Raw genomic sequence first — 15,795 nt, 5'->3', positions numbered from 1 at the left:
CAGGCCAATGCGGTTCAGTATTCTGGTTTTTTGGTTGAGCTTTGCTTTTCTGACGTCGGTGTTATCAGCGTGTTCAAACGCACCGATAATTGAGAATAAACCTTTTTACTGGCCACCCGCGCCGGACTTGCCCAGATTGAAACTGGAAGCACGTCTTCGTTCTGGCGAAGATCTTGTTCGCGATTCCACTCTGCAAAGATTCCAGCGCTTTGCGACCGGCGAGTTGGAGTCCGCTCCCGGCATGAACAAGCCTTATGATATTGCGGCTCGGCACGGTTTAGTTGCCATTACGGATAGTCGCGATGCCGTCGCGTATATGTTCGATTTGCAACGTCGGCGCTTTTTTGCATTCGGCTGGCGGAGGGAAGGAAAACTTGAAAAACCTGCAGGAATTGCAATCGACAACAACAAGCAGGTTTATATTGCCGATAGTGCGCGCGGTAAGATCATAGTCTACGATGCATATGGCCTTTATCTGCGCGAAATTGGAACGCCGGATCTGTTTGATCGGCTTAGTGATGTTGCGGTTTCATCGTTAAATAACGATGTGTTTGCCCTGGATCGAGGTGGCGTGGATTCAACACGGCATCGCGTCACTCAGTTTGATTCTGAAGGTAAATTCAAACGCTTTATTGGTGAACGCGGTCATGGTGAAGGACAGTTTAATCATCCTAACCAGGTGACGGTAAGTCTGCAGGGTGATCTTGTGGTGTTGGATGCGGGAAACTTTCGTGTTCAGGTGTTCGATTCCGAGGGAAAGTACAAAAGCAGTTGGGCCGGGCTTGGGCGCGGCTTGGGGCAATTGGCCAGGCCGCGTGGATTGGCGCTAACTCATAACGGTTTGTTCGTGATTTCGGACACAGCATTTCAGAATGTACAGTTTTTTAACAGCGACGGACAATTGTTGTTGGTGCTGGGGAATCAAGAGCCGCCCGGTGAACCAGGGCGATATCTACTTCCCTCGGGAGTGGCGAGCGATGAAAAGGGATTTATCTATATAGTGGATCAGGCCTTGAGATCGATTGATGTTTGGCGACTACTCGATGAAGACAGCGCCAAGTCTGTGATTCGTTGACTGATTTGCTCTTATATTTCCTTACATTCAGTCTTGCGAAAACAAGGTTAGTCGTCTAGAGTAAGGCCTTTGTCCAGTATGCTGGGATAAGGCTTTATAGTAGAGCGATAGAAATCGATCAGCCTTGTTGATACGTGGATTCTAGATTTAGGGGGGGAAATGAGAGCTAACCTGAAGGCCTTGGCGAGTTTTGCAGTCGTTGCAGGCATAGGTCTTGTGTTGACTGTCAATACAAAAGTTGCCTGGGCTGGGATTGCCGAATCCGTGCACAATCTCGGTGTTACGGGTACAAGTACCAGCGCCAACGGTGGCGAGCGTAATGAATTTTCAGGAACAGCCGAAATCTGTGTCTTCTGTCATACCCCTCATGGTGGTGATTCCAGCGCAGCTATTCCACTCTGGAATCGCAAACTAGCCAATCCAGCTGTTTATCAGACTTATGATCAATTGGGCACGTCGACATTCGACGCACGTATTGCTGATGTGGGTTCTGTTTCTATCGGCTGTCTGTCATGTCATGACGGTACCATAGCTCTCGACAATCTCATCAATGAACCTGGTTCTGGTGCAGAGAACCCGAGTTTTTCCGCTGGACGTTGGACGGGCGCGGATCAGCAGTTAGGTGGAATCGGATCTAATGACAATAGCTCTGTGATTGCCCCGGGTCTGGTTCAAAATCTCGGAACGGACTTAACCAACGATCACCCTATAGGAATGCAATATGCCGGTGGCGGCGTAAGTGCTTCTCGTCCGAAACCCAGTCGTGGAGACACTAACGACCCTGATTTTGCTGAAGTGAACTATAAAGTAAAAGACGGTCGTTATATCTGGTGGGTTGACCATGATTGGCGCAACGGCGGCGATGGTGAGCGTACAAAACATGATGTCCTGCTTTATACTCGTGACGCACAAAATGGTTATCCTGGACAGTCTGAACAAGAACCTTTTGTGGAATGCGCCAGTTGCCATGATCCGCATGAAACTGTAAACCCAACTTTTCTGCGCATTAGCAATACAGACACACCAAGCGGTTTGTGTTTGACGTGTCACGTTAAGTAAACAGTGCGGAACAGGTAAGTAGAGATGCGCGGAGTTGTAAAAGCGGGCTTAGTCGTTTTGCTGGTTTTGTGGCAGGTAGCTGCCTATGCCAAGCCCGATGCCAAAGCAACAGCCAAAGAGAATGATGCATTTGCTGTCGTAGACGGCGAACAGATTTCCAAACACGATTTTCGTATGGCCTATCAGGCGGGTGTGCGCAAGCGCTTTTACCACGGCAAGATTCCTGAACAACAGCTTGAGGCATTCAAACAAGAAGTCTCTGATACCTTGATTGAGCGGTTGTTGTTGTTGCGTGAGGCGAAGAAGCAGAAAATTACAGCCGATGCTAAGTCTGTTGAATCTCAGCTCAAGACTTATGAGAAACGTTATGCGTCACGTCCAGATTGGGAGCGTAACCGTGAGGGCATGCTGGCTGGTTTGCGTGCGGCGCTGGAAGAAGAAAATTTGCTGGAACAACTTCGTCAGAGGGTGCAAGAGATAGGTGTCCCGAATGAAAAAGAAGCGCAGAAATTTTACGATGGAAACCGCGAGCTATTTACCACGCCTATGCAGCGCCGCGTTTCGCTAATCCTGTTAAAGGTCGCGCCGTCGTCTGGTGCTGACGTTTGGCAGGCTGCTAGCGACGAAGCGCAAAAACTGGTTAAGCGCTTGCGTAGTGGAGCGGACTTTGCTGACGCCGCACGTATACATTCTGGTGATCCATCGGCGTCTAACGGCGGCGATATGGGCTTTCTACATCAGGGTATGCTTTCTCCACAGGCAGAGAAAGTCCTCAATGGAATGAAAGAAAATGAAATTAGTGACCCCGTGATGATGTTGCAGGGCGTTGCAATACTGCGTTTGGATGAGACGCTTGACGCCCAGTTGAATGAATACGAGAAGGTTAAGGATCGAGTCCGCCAGTTATGGCAACGGGAGCGGGCTAAACAAGCCTGGGCAGATTTGTTGCGAAATCTGAAATCCAGGGCAACTATAACAATCGATATGGCTGGTCTATAGACCGATAGCCTTACAACGCTGAAAGTCGCGAGTTTTTGCAAGTTAAAACGACTTCAGAAATTTGAATAGGGAGGAGAGCTCGTCACGACCGTTTCACGGTCTGTCTGTGTTTTCCTGAAAGCATATGAATAGTCTCATTCATCGGTGGAGGGGTGCCGTTGTTATTTGTGACGCATGGTGCATACAGTGCAGGTGATAATGTTTAGACCTGCAGCTGTGGTATTCGCGATATTATTTTGCGGTCTTCTTCTGTCGGCCGTTCAGGCATCGACGTCTCCCCTGAATTTGAGTGGCAACTTGGGCTATAACTACGCTTTGTATGTCACTGAAGAGGCAAAGCGATCACAGAGCTCTTATGTAGTCGGTTCATTAAACGCGGATAGTTATTTATGGCAGCCATGGTTTGCGACGTTTAACGTGGGCGGATCCGGTACCGGTGCGTTTTCATTGGTGGAAGAGGGCGTAGAGAAGCGATCCTTATTGTTGTCTTCAAGAAGCGATTTTCGATTTTTACCCCGCAGTCGTGCGCCGATGGTGGCTTCTTTTTACATGCAGAACAATCTTGATCCTGCGACTAGTGATTCAGTAGTAAAATTTCCAGGAAAAGATCTGCTTAGGCTTGGGCTCGATATCAAAACGCGTTTTTTCGGTGTTAAGCAGAGTTTTATCGGTCGTAGCGGTGATCAGTTAGATTTGTGGATACAGGATCGGGCCAGACAGACGTCAAGTACGATTGGTGATTCAAGTGAACAGACTTATGGCGGAAAAATACAGTCGCGTGTTGCCAACCATAATTTTTATGCGACAGGTTCTTATCAGACAAGAGAGGGAGGGATTACCCCGGGGAGCAAAACGCAAGCTGGGTATCTCACCGCCATGCACCATTACGTTCCGAATAGTGAGTTTTATATAAAGACTCTTGGGTCTCATATCAATTACACGGACAAGAGTGGTACGAATGACAGCAGTAGTGAAGTGAGTCAGGCCTCGAGCTTTTTCTACTGGCGTCCGGTTTACAGGCCATATGTTCTTAACGGTGCTTTGCGTGTAAATTTGCGCCAGTTTACCAATAATAACGATTCTTTGATTAATGATACCCAGGGCGTGAATGCTTTTCTTTCAGGTACCTATACGATAAATCGTCGCACGCAACTGACCGCGTCAGTTAGTGGAAACGCGCTCGATACGGAGAGTCGCCAGAATATAAGTTCCAAACAGAATGTACAGTTAATGTATCAATCTGACCAAGTGATACGCCGTGGTTTTCAATATCGCTGGTTTTCTAATGCTGGAATAGGTAATGACGCCGGAAGTGAACGCAGCAAAATAGGTGCTTCAACAGACTTCGACTTAGATCTTTCGCAAAACTTGAACGCAGGACTTGGTCATAGCATTAGTCGACATTGGATTACGGGAAACCGATCGAGTTTGCGTACTAGTTTCACGCAACAAGCACGCGAATATTTAGTAACAAAAGATCTTGGTTCGATACTGACGGTGTCACACTCAGGCAGCTTTGCGTGGAATCTGGATGTGAACACTGGCGGCGCGTATGCGCAATTAACGGCAATGGATACTCGAAGCTTTTTCGATAATTCGTTGGAGATGCAGATTATAAATATGCAAATCTCCCGATCCATGCCTATCACGCGCTTAAGCGCCTGGAGTGGAAATTTTTCCTTGCAGAGTTCTCGTCGGGACGAAGGAGGCAGCGATGCCAAATTTTTCGACGAGTTTCTGACGGTGGCAACGGGCAGATTGAGCTACCAACATTCGCGTTTGTTTGGTATATATAAGCTCAAATTTCGGACCAAGTTTGATCTTTCTTCAACGATCAATAAGTCGGGGGAAGATCGTTTGCAGGGAGACTGGGAGAATCAGCTTGGGTATAACATTGGCAAACTGGCGACTTCACTCGTTGGGCGTGGTGTTATAAGTAATTCCGGTTTGGGATCCATATCGTTGATTTTTCAGATTAATCGCAATTTCTGATTTCGGTCGGGAATGCGTTTTTTTATACGTTGATTTTTTATAATAAACGGAGAACGTAGTTATGAGAGCCAAAGCAGAGCGCACTAACATTTGGAAGTTCGCCTTATTCGGTGCATTAGCATGGGTTGCAGTTGTGGTAATGCCACAGCCGGCTCACGCAGAATATGCAGACGTCGTCATCAATAACTACGCGGATGCGGCGGGTATGCGACCAGTAGTTTTTCCTCATTGGTATCACCGCATTCGTTTTCGCTGTAAGGTTTGTCACGCGGATTTGGGCTTTAAGTTCAAGGCCGGTGGAAACAAGATTACAATGGCGAAGATTATTGATGGCCAATTTTGTGGTGCTTGCCACAACGGAGAGATTTCATGGTCAGTTGAAAACTGCGGCATGTGTCACTCAGGTATTCCAGGTACACCAACTCACATCAGCGGAAGTACAGTACAACGTCTCGTAGCGCCAGCCTATAAGGCCCTGGATCAGAAAGACACTGTACAAGACGGCTATAAGAAGTAGGGAGAGGAATACCAATGAGAAACGTATTAAGAACTTTTGCAATTGCGGTAACTTTTACCGCGTTGCCAGTAATGGTACAGGCGTCTGAGATCGCTCCTTTAGCGGTTGCCGCGAGTGCACCGGTTTCTTCTGCTGAAGTGACTGGTTCCGTGCCTTCAAAGATGAATGTATCTGGTGCCAACACTTTCAACCGTCTGTTGAAAAAGATCAAAGATCCAAATGCTGCGCCGGCAGAAGATGGAATCCATGATACCGCTAACGAACCTACCTTCTCACTGCAGCCGCCAAAGGTTGCATACGAAGGTTTGCCAACAACGGAATTTGGTAACCACATTGACTGGGTTAAGTCACTAAATGATGGCATGTTGAATCCACGTTACGATCGTCAGGATCCTGATGTCGAGCCGTTCGTAATGGACCTCGATATCGTCCGTCCTGTAAAGGCCTCTGTGCCTGACGTGGTATTTCCACACAAGCCGCATACTCAATGGCTACATTGTTCTAACTGTCACCCGAAGATTTTCATACCTCAGCGCGGTGCAAATCAGATCAATATGTCTGCGATTATTCTTGGTCAGAAATGTGGTGTGTGTCATGGAAAGGTTTCTTTTCCACCGACTACGAAATCCTGTACCAAGTGTCACTCCAAGCCCAAGCCAGCTGACTGGACTCCGCCTTTGAGTGATGCAACTGTCAAGAACCCTTGGAGATAATCACGGGTATCTGATAGTACAAGCAACCTGACACATCCCTCTTTATGAGGGATGTGTCATATTGGCTAGAGTGAAATGTCGGAATTTGACGACCGGAAGAAAAAATAAAAAACGGGGATGGTAGTAGCGATGCTTTGGGAAAAAGCCAATCGCTAGAGAGAATTTCTATTTTGCCTTGATATCAGTTTCGTTGGCTTATCCAGAATATAGGAAAATGTTGTGAAGAGAATTTCGTCCTTAAATAGTGTTCTTCTTCGATCAGGTTCAATAGCCGTCTCAGCGTTAATATTATCGAGTTGCGCTTTTTTCCAAATGCCTGCCAAAGAGTCGAGTCAGCCAGAAGTGCAGGCGGTTAAGCCGGTTCCTCCGAAGAAAACAGAGGACGACGAATTAGAAGTTTCGAGTATCAGTATTATTGAGGCGGCGCCGGTATCGGAGCTCAAAGCCGAGCCAATTGCGGCATCCGTCTCAAAGCCAACGAGGGAGTTACCAAAAGAGCCAAATACTTTTCTGATCGATATTGAAGAAAAAAACAAGAGTCATCCGTTTTTTGGTATTGGACACGAAAAAGGATTCGCCTTGAATGGCGTTCAAGGCAAATGGTTAGTCCTTGAAAGAGGTAAGCAATATACGTTTCGTGTTAGAACCAACGTAAAGCACGATTTTTATTTGAGTAAGAGTCCCAAGGGTTGGGGTTCGTCGGTTTATACCAGAAATGTTGACGGACAATTTACCTATAATGGAGATGTTACCTTCCAACCGCAGAAAGACACGCCTGACGAGTTGTATTATCAATGTCGTAACCATCAGTCTATGGGCGGTAAGCTGTTAATTGTAGATGCTGGGTCAGATCTCGAAGCATTGCAGGCTAAGCTCGATACAGAGCAATCTCAATATTCAAAATCCAATCCGGAACAAAGTGCAAAGAGCACCTTGTCACCTTCTGTTGTAAAACAAAAAGTCAGTTATGCAAGCATGCTAATTATGTTTAAAGGCAAAGCTCTTGATGCCGATGAGAAAAGTAACTTAGAAAATAAAGTTAAGCAGGCGCAGGCCAGTTTAGATAAGAATGAGTTGGATCAAGCCATGGCGTTAGCTGAAGATGTAGTGTCGGCTTTCAATAAAAAACCAAAGGCGGGACCTAGTAAGGAAGAGCTTGAAGAGATGCGCGGCGAATACGAGGGTGTCCTGGCTTCTGTTCAGAGTTTCGAAGAATCGCATGACGCTGCAAAACGTAGCGCTCAAAAGGAAAAGCGCGAAATCGTGGATTACGATGCCAAAGAGGTGGCGCGCCTACTGGCGGAAGCAGACAATCTTGCCAAGTCTAATAGTTTCAAACAGGCAATAAACAAAGCTCGACTTGCGGAGCGAGCTATCGCCGAAGCAATGAATGCGATGCTGGGTTCGCGCACGCTAGTTTATGAGTTAAAGTTTGATACGCCGAAAGATGAATACGAATATGAAGTCAATCGCTATCGCAGTTATATGGAACTGATTCCGGTAGCAATTGAGGTCAAAAAACCGGCAAAGGCGTCAGTAGATTTGATGCAACGTTATGTAGATAAAGGGCAGTTCTTTCACGATAAGTCTCAAGAGTCAGCAAGTGTGGGAAACTATACCGAAGCGTTGGTCATTATCAAGGATGCGACGATGGAAGTCAGACGCGGATTGATGCTGTTGGGTGTGTCGATGTAAGAGGGACGTTGCTCTAAAATCTGACCGGGCAAGGTATGACAGCTAGTCTGTGTTACTGAGGTCAAAAATCCAATAAATACAAGAATTCTGCAAATATTTATGTATAATCGTTCGACTAAGAGAGGGCGGACAGAGAGAAACGCTTTATGCGCCATAATAACATCTTGAAAATTACTATCATTTTGTCCTTGCTGTTTATTTACACCTCGGCCGTATTTGCTGCGAGCCTTGAGGGACGTATAGAAGGACGATATGAAGAGAGCTCCGGTCATTTTCAATTACACGGAGACGTTACGCCTATTGCGGAAGACGGTATACATGATCCCGCTAATGAAGCGGTAAAATTACTGCAGCCACCCGCAGAAGCCATGCTTAATTTTCCCAGAGATGAACGTGGTGTGATTAACTGGGTCGAGACCTTGGACAAAGGAATGGTTGATCCCCGCGCCGGTCTTACCCAAGAAGACAAAATGCACGCCGTCGATTTCGACGTCATTTTTCAGAACACGGCTTCTATGCCTTATGTGCGTTTTCCCCATCGTCCGCACACCATCTGGTTGACCTGTCAGAACTGCCATCCCGGTATTTTTATTCCTCAGCGGGGTGGAAATCCGGTCACTATGGCAAAAATCATGGAAGGTGAGTACTGCGGTGTTTGTCATGGAAAAGTTGCATTTCCACCTTACGAGTGTAATCGATGCCACAGAGAACCCAGAAAAAGCGTAGGCCTGCGCTACAAATAGTCTCAATTGCACTGGCGATTTTCATGGCGGGATGTTCGATTGCGCCAGAGAAAATGTCGCCCATACATCCGAGTGTCGATACCGAAGCCAAAACGTTGCGCTACCGAGCAACAATAGACCGTGTCGGTCTGGGCTCAGGTGATGGATTTAAGAGATTTCTCGTTGGTGACGACTCCCATGATTTAGAAAGACCTGTCTCGATCGGGCTACGTGATGACATCATGTATATCTTCGACGCCGGTGATGGATATATTTTCCGTTATTCACTCGTCGATGGACGTATGGACCCGATGGCAGGTGTTGGTGCTGAAGTCGCCGAAGACGCCACCGATATCTATGTCGCAGCCGATCATTCATTCTATTTGGCTGATATCGAAGGTCGTCGCGTGCTGCATTTTGATCCCGATGGCAATCTAATCCGTAGCTATTTTCACGGCCCAAACATTTCTCGTCCGGTTGCCGTTTCTGTCAATGAAGACAATGGCGAAGTTTTCGTCGCCGACGAAGTGTATAGCCATGTGGTTGTTTTCAATAAGCGTGGTGAGCCATTACGCGGTATTGGTGGTCGCGGTGAAGGGCCGGGTAAATTTCGCATCATCACCGATATGATTAAAACGGCCGATGGGTTTTATCTTAGCGATCGTATTGAGCTCAGCGTTCAGGTACTCGACAACGAAGGCCGTTATCTGACCCATTTTGGTGAAGGTCAGTTGATATTCCCTACCGCACTGACAGTTGATAACTTTGGGCGTGTTTACGTCTCCGAAAAGAATGAAAGTATTATCAAGGTTTTTCAGCAGGGCAAGTTGATCGACGTTATTGGTAGTAATGGTTACGGTCGAGGCGAGTTTCGATTCGTTAGCGACATGAAAGTCCATAAGGGTTATCTGTATGTCGCGGACAGTCTCAATGGTCGCGTCCAGGTTTTCGAGATACTGCCGCCTGCCAAAGCTCAGCCCGTTCTGGAGAAAAGTCCTGCTTCTAAACCGTCGACAAAAGAGACTCAACCAGTACAACCAGAATCTGTGCCCGCCGCGCCTGGCGAAAATCCAGCTGAACAAACCTCGGTAGATCAGAAATCAGCAATGTTGTTGCTACCGTAATTTCCATGCGTCGCGTCCTTGTTGTTCTTTGCTGTAGTTTCTTATTGCTCGCTTGTGCACATACGCCGGGCAAGTTTGTATTAACAAATACAGAACAGCCCTTGGTTTGGCCTTCTGAACCCCTTCAGGCTCGTTATCAACTTCAAGGTTATCTTGTAGGTGAAGAGAACTACATTGTAGACCAGGCCAAGCAAAAATTTCTCAAACGCGCATTCAGATGGATAGTCGGTTTGGCCCTGGGAGAAGACGATGCCATGCGTCTTAAGCGTCCACAAAGTGGTGCATATGACGCCTCTCGACAGCGTATCTATGTCACAGATGGTAACGCCAAAGGCGTTTTTGTATTTGACGGTATACGCGGTGAATTGCAGTTGTGGCAGGAGGCTGGGAATAGTCGCGGATTCAAAACACCGGTCGGTATCGCACTGGATCAAACCGGGTTTGTTTATGTGGCGGATGCTACTTTAGGTGTGATCGTCGTACTCAATTCCGATGGTGAATTCGTGCGCGAGCTGGGGCGAGGAACGTTACGACGACCGACAGGGCTTGCGTTCGATAGAGTGAGGCAACATTTGTGGGTTGCGGATAGCGAAGCACACAAGGTTATATCCCTGAATTTGAATGGCGAAAAATTGACCGAAATCGGTGGCCCAGGCGATGCGGATGGCTTGTTTAAGGCACCAACACATCTCGCCTATCACGATCAACGTCTGTATGTGACCGATACGCTCAATGCACGCGTGCAAATTTTTGCCAGTGATGGTAAGTTTCTGAACACTTTTGGAAAACGCGGTATTTACCTGGGTAATCTACCGCGACCAAAAGGGGTCGCTGTCGACAGCCAGGGCAAGGTATACGTTGTAGAATCGTACTACGACTATCTGCTAGTATACGACGGTCAAGGCCAGCCGCTTTTACCGATTGGTGGGAGTGGTCATGGACCCGGGCAGTTCTATCTGCCAGCCGGTGTCTGGGTCGACGAATTAGGGAGGGTGTTTGTTGCAGATATGTTCAACGGGCGAGTCGCTGTGTTGACCGATCTTTCGCAACAAACGGCGTTGTCCGCGACAACGCAGCAAACACAATAGCGTTCATACTCAATGAGAATCACAAAAACGGTTCAATACACCGCCGCCTCGATTATTGCCTTTGTTTTAGGCGTACAGTTCGCGTTTGCCGCTAACCATATGGCTTCCGACCGTATCTCTGATATCGTCAATACCAAACATAATTTTGCAGCGCTCGCGAATCCAGATTTACCTTCCAATGATGTAGGGCGTCAAGTTCAGGCGGCGACGCAAAACGAAGTGTGTGTTTTCTGTCATACGCCGCATGGTGATCCTAATAATGCGACGAAACCATTTCTATGGAACCAAGCAGCGTCAGTGCAAACATATACCCCATACAATTCGAATTCGTTGAATTTTGGGACTGATTTTGCCACTCGCAGCGCGATTCAGCCTGGTGAAGCGTCCAAAATGTGTCTTTCGTGTCATGATGGTACGGTTGCTGTCGGATCTGTTGATGTTATTAATGGCAGAGCGACAAACTCAGGCCCCGAGCCTCGTGAACCGCAACCCACAATGACAGGAGCGGGTATCAATCCAGATGGGACACTTGTTGATAGCGGAACGGGACGGAATAGTAATCTAGGTTTCGATTTGAGTAATGACCATCCGATTGGGTTCCAATATAGTGAATCAGAAACCGACGATGAAATTTATAAATTGAGTGAAGTTGATTATATCGGTCGTCGCACGGGTTCCGCGGTAGCGGTAAGAAATGCGACGATACAGGCTGGTGGTGGTACGCCTGATGCCAACAATAATCCTACCAGCACTGCAACGCGCATAGCGGTTCCTTTGGAGTCTTCGTTAACCACTGCTCTGCCAGGTTTGGCCGATGGTGTCTTTGCTACCCAAACTGCAGGTACTGTTGAATGTACGTCTTGTCATGACCCCCATATCCGTAGCACAAGCGATGAAAATATTAAGTTTCTACGTTTGCATAGATTCCAGAAAGGCTCACCCTCTGGCGTGAGTTTTAATATCGATCAGGATATCAACTGTCTGGCCTGCCATAAGAAAGCGGGATGGGCAACGTCTGCGCATGCGACTATGTCACACGCCGACGAGATATATGACGACACCGCCGCTGATGCGCGAGAATTTCCTCGTGGTACGACTGTGTGGCAAGCATCATGTTTAAACTGTCACGACGCGCATACCGAAGAAGGTGCTCGATATCTTTTACGTGAAGGCGCTAACGTCAGCAACAATTCGGCGATAGAGAACACGTGCTATCAATGTCACTCCACCAATACTGCATTATCTGATGTAAATGTTGGAGCGAAGGACATCAAATTTTTAAATGATTTAACAGGTGGCCACTCTCTTGCGGATTTTTCTATAGGAGCGAACGTTCACGATATTCGAAATGCAAATCAATTAGAGTACCCTGCAGAGTTGGAAAATCGTCATGTTACTTGCACAGATTGCCATAATCCTCATCGAATGGTGAAAAATGCTGAATACGACGAGTTATCTGCAAAAGTTCAAGCAACACATGATCATGACGGTACTGCTATGCATACCAATAAAGCGTCAGGTTCGCTTCGTGGTACATCTGGCGTAGAGCCTGACTACCCTGGGGTAGGTGATACTTTTGATCCGTTTAACGTTGTGTTGAAATTTACTAAGGACACTGGAGCTCAAAAGATTGTGGGTCTTGATGAAACAGTACAGCTTGGCGGAGATCCTACAACGGAAACAGAGCCTACAAAAGTGGTAACGAAAGAGTACCAGGTTTGTTTTAAGTGCCACTCAAATTATGGAATTCCAGATGCAGATCTAACGACAAACACTAAATTGAATGTTGCAATGGAGTTTCAGCCGGCTGATGATGTAGTCGGTCACGCTGACCCACAGAACCACAACAGTTGGCATCCAGTAACGGGTGCCACAGGACGTACAGCGGGGCAAGATAGTCTAATCAGTCCTTGGAATGATAGTGGTGTTGGTAATACTTATGCCGGAAATCAAACCATGTATTGTTCAGATTGCCATACGAGCAATGACCCAACATCTGCAGTCGGTCCTCATGGTTCAGTGAATAACAAGTTGTTGGTCGGCAATTGGAATCAAAACACAGGTACAGCGACGCCCAATGATTTGTGTTTTAGCTGTCATGAGTACGATCAGTATGCAAATCCAGCAACTGCCCTTGGTTCATTGAAATCAAGCGGATTTAGTTGCGCGGTTAGCACTGATTGTAAGACTAATGTTCCTGCAGATAGTGCCTATTGGCAGAATTTGCATATTGCGCACGCCACAAAACCAGATTTGAATCTCAGTCTTGGGGCTCCTGGGAATCAGGCGTATGAATGTTCTCTTTGCCATGTGAAGGTGCCTCATGGAGCGAAGAATAAGGCATTATTGGTTAATATTGGCGTTGTTGATGCCGCTCAAGACGCCTTTTACAATTTCCCAAATTCGACACTGAGTGTCGATGATTTTAAGGCAAGTGGTCAATGGGTGCGAAGCGGGTCTGGAGCGAGTGATAATTGTGCTAGTTCCGGTTGCCACAATATTCTCTGATCTACCAACTTTGAAAAGTAGGTAAACCTAGACTTAATTCTGCCTATTATTCTTTCTAGAACTTTCGGGACTATGCAATGCTAGAAACCGCGCAGCTGCAATGTATACGCGGCGACCGGATGTTGTTTCGTGATTTGAGTTTCTCTGTTAATGAACGGGAGATGCTTTATGTGCGTGGCGAAAACGGTAGCGGTAAGACATCCTTGTTGCGCATTCTATGCGGCTTGATGGTACCCGCCGAGGGCGAGATTCGCTGGAATGGCGAGAACGTTAAAAAACTCGGCGAGGAATACAATAAAGACCTGCTTTATCTCGGTCACAAACTGGGTACCAAGGCAGATATGACAGCGGTGGAAAATCTGCGCGTTAGTTCCAGTCTGGCAGGACATCCAATCAGTGAAGACGAGGCATGGGATGCCCTCGCTGAAATTGGCCTCAAGGGTAGAGAAGATCTGCCGGTAAAAGTTCTTTCCCAGGGGCAGCAGCGTCGAGTAGCTCTGTCACGCTTGCTGGTGAGTAAGGCCAAATTATGGATACTCGACGAGCCTTTTACTGCGCTGGACGTGAAGGCCGTGGCCCAGTTGCAGGATATACTGGCGGCCCATCTTGATAAAAACGGCATGATCATCATCACCACCCACCAGGATTTCCAGGTCTCATCGGGCACTCAACGTGAGTTGTCCATGGATGGTCGTGGTGGAGGGATGCATTAATGGGCGGCATACGCGCCTTACTGTGGCGCGACCTGACCCTGGCAATGCGGCGCAAGGCCGAGGTGCTGACCACCTTGTTCTTCTTTGTCATTGTCGTGACTCTGTTTCCGCTAGGACTTGGTCCGGAAATCAATACCTTGCGTGAGATTGCCCCAGGTATCCTGTGGGTAGCCGCGCTATTGGCCTCGATGCTGTCTCTTACACGCATGTTCGCCGAAGACTTTGATGATGGCACGCTCGAGCAGATGCTGATGGCGGCCCAACCCTTGTCGCTGTTGGTGTTCAGCAAAATCCTCGCGCACTGGTTGGTTTCTGGTCTGCCATTAGTCATAATATCCCCCTTGCTCGGCATGCAGCTGGGGATGGATGGGGATACAATTCAAATACTTACCCTTACTTTGCTGGTGGGAACACCAGTGCTGAGCCTGATCGGTTCAGTGGGTGCAGCTTTGACGCTGGGCGTGCGGGGCGGGGGAGTTTTGCTTTCACTTTTGGTCTTACCCCTGTATATTCCTGTGCTGATTTTTGGCTCCGGCGCGGTTGAATCGTTCCGGGGAGGCCTCGGCGTAGAGGCCCATTTTTCCCTGTTGGGGATCTTTTTGATCCTGGCGATGTTGTTAGCGCCGCTGGCTGCGGCCCTGGCCCTGCGTATTTCGCTGGAATAACGGTTTTTCTATGCAATTGTTTACTAAAGCTTTTTGGCTTCAATTATCATCGCCCAAGGTATTTTACCCGGTTGCGGGTAAGCTCATGCCGTGGTTCGCCGGGCTGGCAGCGATCAGCTGTGCTATTGGTCTGTATATCTCATTTGCGGTTGCACCCCCCGATTACCAACAAGGTAACTCCTATCGCATCCTGTTTATCCATGTCGGTGCGGCGTGGATGTCGATGTTTATCTATATAGTGATGTGTGCCTATGCGGCCATCGGTCTGATCTGGAACACCCGTTTGTCGAACATGATGGCCACCGCCCTGGCTCCAACGGGCGCACTGTTCACGGTAATCGCCTTGTGGACAGGCTCGTTCTGGGGTAAGCCCACCTGGGGTACCTATTGGGTCTGGGATGCACGTATAACCTCTTATTTAATCTTACTTTTTCTCTATTTAGGCTTTATCGCTCTGCAGGCTGCGATTGATGACCCACAAAAGGCGTCCAAGGCGAGTGCCCTGGTGGCGATAGTGGGAATCGTGAACCTGCCCATCATCTATTTTTCCGTAAAATGGTGGAACACCTTGCACCAGGGGATGTCTGTAACAACTACGGGTGTGACCATGGCGCCATCAATGAAGGCGGCGATGTTTATCATGGCCTTTTCATTTTGGATGTATACCATCGCCATAGCTTTGGCCAGGGTCAGGAATATTATTCTGGAACGTGAGCGCCACGCTGCCTGGGTAGTGGATCTGGTTGCGGAGAGAAAATAAATGCCTGAATTCCTGGATATGGGTAAACACGCCTTCTACGTATGGTGGTCTTACGGGGCTGCTTTTGGTCTGCTTGCTATAGAGATTGTTCTCCTGGTCCGAAACAAGAAGAGTTTGACCCGGCGTCTGGCGCGAATGGCGCGCATGAACAAAGAGTGAGATGTA

At 47.8% G+C, this 15,795-nt stretch carries 15 protein-coding genes; all 15 read left to right on the top strand.

The genetic code is table 11. From position 1 onward, the window contains the following. The first annotated feature begins 7 nt into the window (after positions 1-7). Complete coding sequence (locus OEZ43_12260) at positions 8-1,075, top strand: hypothetical protein (GenBank protein ID MDH5546359.1); 1,068 nt, start codon at positions 8-10, stop codon at positions 1,073-1,075. Positions 1,076-1,234: 159 nt separating this feature from the next. Further along, positions 1,235-2,134 (top strand): cytochrome c3 family protein, encoded by a 900-nt coding sequence (locus OEZ43_12255; protein ID MDH5546358.1) that lies wholly within the window; start codon positions 1,235-1,237, stop codon positions 2,132-2,134. A gap of 24 nt (positions 2,135-2,158) precedes the next feature. Next, the gene (locus tag OEZ43_12250; protein ID MDH5546357.1) at positions 2,159-3,133 is read left to right on the top strand and encodes a peptidylprolyl isomerase; all 975 of its coding nucleotides are present in this window, start codon (positions 2,159-2,161) and stop codon (positions 3,131-3,133) included. Positions 3,134-3,331: 198 nt separating this feature from the next. Then, entirely contained in the window at positions 3,332-5,125 is a 1,794-nt protein-coding gene (locus OEZ43_12245) for a hypothetical protein (protein MDH5546356.1), read from the top strand. 139 nt (positions 5,126-5,264) lie between these two features. Further along, positions 5,265-5,642, top strand: a complete 378-nt coding sequence (locus OEZ43_12240; GenBank protein ID MDH5546355.1) for a hypothetical protein — start codon at positions 5,265-5,267, stop codon at positions 5,640-5,642. Positions 5,643-5,656: 14 nt separating this feature from the next. Then, positions 5,657-6,355 carry a cytochrome c, class I gene (locus OEZ43_12235; protein MDH5546354.1) on the top strand — a complete coding sequence of 233 codons (699 nt, stop codon included), beginning with the start codon at positions 5,657-5,659 and terminating at the stop codon, positions 6,353-6,355. Between the two features lie 219 nt (positions 6,356-6,574). Then, entirely contained in the window at positions 6,575-8,050 is a 1,476-nt protein-coding gene (locus tag OEZ43_12230; protein MDH5546353.1) for a hypothetical protein, read from the top strand. Between the two features lie 146 nt (positions 8,051-8,196). Continuing rightward, positions 8,197-8,793: a hypothetical protein gene (locus OEZ43_12225; GenBank protein MDH5546352.1), complete on the top strand. Its 597-nt coding sequence runs from the start codon at positions 8,197-8,199 to the stop codon at positions 8,791-8,793. Further along, positions 8,748-9,896 (top strand): hypothetical protein, encoded by a 1,149-nt coding sequence (locus tag OEZ43_12220; GenBank protein ID MDH5546351.1) that lies wholly within the window; start codon positions 8,748-8,750, stop codon positions 9,894-9,896. The genes OEZ43_12225 and OEZ43_12220 overlap by 46 nt, the downstream gene beginning before the upstream one ends. A 5-nt stretch (positions 9,897-9,901) precedes the next feature. Then, complete coding sequence (locus OEZ43_12215) at positions 9,902-10,984, top strand: 6-bladed beta-propeller (protein ID MDH5546350.1); 1,083 nt, start codon at positions 9,902-9,904, stop codon at positions 10,982-10,984. Between the two features lie 12 nt (positions 10,985-10,996). Continuing rightward, positions 10,997-13,492, top strand: coding sequence for a hypothetical protein (locus tag OEZ43_12210; protein ID MDH5546349.1), 2,496 nt, complete (start codon positions 10,997-10,999; stop codon positions 13,490-13,492). A gap of 77 nt (positions 13,493-13,569) precedes the next feature. Further along, positions 13,570-14,205: a cytochrome c biogenesis heme-transporting ATPase CcmA gene (ccmA, locus tag OEZ43_12205; protein MDH5546348.1), complete on the top strand. Its 636-nt coding sequence runs from the start codon at positions 13,570-13,572 to the stop codon at positions 14,203-14,205. Beyond that, positions 14,205-14,870 carry a heme exporter protein CcmB gene (gene ccmB / locus OEZ43_12200; GenBank protein ID MDH5546347.1) on the top strand — a complete coding sequence of 222 codons (666 nt, stop codon included), beginning with the start codon at positions 14,205-14,207 and terminating at the stop codon, positions 14,868-14,870. Before ccmA ends, ccmB begins: the two co-directional genes overlap by 1 nt. 10 nt (positions 14,871-14,880) lie before the next feature. After that, positions 14,881-15,630 carry a heme ABC transporter permease CcmC gene (gene ccmC, locus OEZ43_12195; protein MDH5546346.1) on the top strand — a complete coding sequence of 250 codons (750 nt, stop codon included), beginning with the start codon at positions 14,881-14,883 and terminating at the stop codon, positions 15,628-15,630. Next, positions 15,631-15,789 carry a heme exporter protein CcmD gene (ccmD, locus tag OEZ43_12190; protein MDH5546345.1) on the top strand — a complete coding sequence of 53 codons (159 nt, stop codon included), beginning with the start codon at positions 15,631-15,633 and terminating at the stop codon, positions 15,787-15,789. Positions 15,790-15,795 lie beyond the last annotated feature (6 nt).

The organism is Gammaproteobacteria bacterium (assembly GCA_029881255.1).
GTDB lineage: Bacteria > Pseudomonadota > Gammaproteobacteria > S012-40 > S012-40 > JAOUMY01.
This window is presented reverse-complemented; position numbering and strand designations above follow the sequence as displayed.

Excerpts from the sequence above, each read along its gene's own strand:
- OEZ43_12260 (MDH5546359.1), top strand. The coding sequence starts at position 8 with ATGCGGTTCAGTATTCTGGTTTTTTGGTTGAGCTTTGCTTTTCTGACG.
- OEZ43_12255 (MDH5546358.1), top strand. The coding sequence starts at position 1,235 with ATGAGAGCTAACCTGAAGGCCTTGGCGAGTTTTGCAGTCGTTGCAGGC.
- OEZ43_12250 (MDH5546357.1), top strand. The coding sequence starts at position 2,159 with ATGCGCGGAGTTGTAAAAGCGGGCTTAGTCGTTTTGCTGGTTTTGTGG.
- OEZ43_12245 (MDH5546356.1), top strand. The coding sequence starts at position 3,332 with ATGTTTAGACCTGCAGCTGTGGTATTCGCGATATTATTTTGCGGTCTT.
- OEZ43_12240 (MDH5546355.1), top strand. The coding sequence starts at position 5,265 with ATGCCACAGCCGGCTCACGCAGAATATGCAGACGTCGTCATCAATAAC.
- OEZ43_12235 (MDH5546354.1), top strand. The coding sequence starts at position 5,657 with ATGAGAAACGTATTAAGAACTTTTGCAATTGCGGTAACTTTTACCGCG.
- OEZ43_12225 (MDH5546352.1), top strand. The coding sequence starts at position 8,197 with ATGCGCCATAATAACATCTTGAAAATTACTATCATTTTGTCCTTGCTG.
- OEZ43_12220 (MDH5546351.1), top strand. The coding sequence starts at position 8,748 with ATGCCACAGAGAACCCAGAAAAAGCGTAGGCCTGCGCTACAAATAGTC.
- OEZ43_12215 (MDH5546350.1), top strand. The coding sequence starts at position 9,902 with ATGCGTCGCGTCCTTGTTGTTCTTTGCTGTAGTTTCTTATTGCTCGCT.
- OEZ43_12210 (MDH5546349.1), top strand. The coding sequence starts at position 10,997 with ATGAGAATCACAAAAACGGTTCAATACACCGCCGCCTCGATTATTGCC.
- ccmA (MDH5546348.1), top strand. The coding sequence starts at position 13,570 with ATGCTAGAAACCGCGCAGCTGCAATGTATACGCGGCGACCGGATGTTG.
- ccmB (MDH5546347.1), top strand. The coding sequence starts at position 14,205 with ATGGGCGGCATACGCGCCTTACTGTGGCGCGACCTGACCCTGGCAATG.
- ccmC (MDH5546346.1), top strand. The coding sequence starts at position 14,881 with ATGCAATTGTTTACTAAAGCTTTTTGGCTTCAATTATCATCGCCCAAG.
- ccmD (MDH5546345.1), top strand. The coding sequence starts at position 15,631 with ATGCCTGAATTCCTGGATATGGGTAAACACGCCTTCTACGTATGGTGG.